Annotated in this window: 1 protein-coding gene; it reads right to left on the bottom strand. The window is 43.8% G+C overall.

Features of this window, described 5'->3' with window-relative positions; genetic code table 11:
* Nucleotides 1–31: 31 nt before the first annotated feature.
* On the bottom strand, nucleotides 32–475 hold a 444-nt coding region (locus B3O33_RS07605; protein WP_292363328.1), incomplete at its 5' end, for a DUF2878 domain-containing protein.

Raw genomic sequence — 475 nt, forward strand, 5'->3', positions numbered from 1 at the left:
GCCCAGCATGATCAGTGAAACGATAAAAAAACTAAACCACAGCATGTTGCGTCCCTGATTCTTGATTTCGCCAAAAGAGAGTCAGTGTCAGTAATAATGGAATAACCAGTCCCCAGCTGATGCCAAGCACAATAATCAATATTTCCGGCTGCAACCATTGCAAGGCACCCAATCGACTGCCCGCATAATAGGAAACCGGACTGGCAACGGCAGATAATATCCCCGCCAGCAAACGATGTTTTAACAACCAGGACATTGAATGATTAAGGGTTAAGGCAAAATTAATCCACAAACACCAGATCCACCACGGAGCAATCGGTTCTATAGTTTGCGCCTGATAGGCCATCAAGCCCCAGGCAGACCAGCTGGAATCTAAAATGACACCAATTAAAATGGCGGCTAATACCAGTTTGTAATCCGTTAGTTTCCAGGGATAAAAGCGGAAATGAACAAATAAAAATGCTGCAGTAAATAA

Source organism: Methylophaga sp. UBA1464 (assembly GCF_002325665.1).
Lineage (GTDB): Bacteria > Pseudomonadota > Gammaproteobacteria > Nitrosococcales > Methylophagaceae > Methylophaga.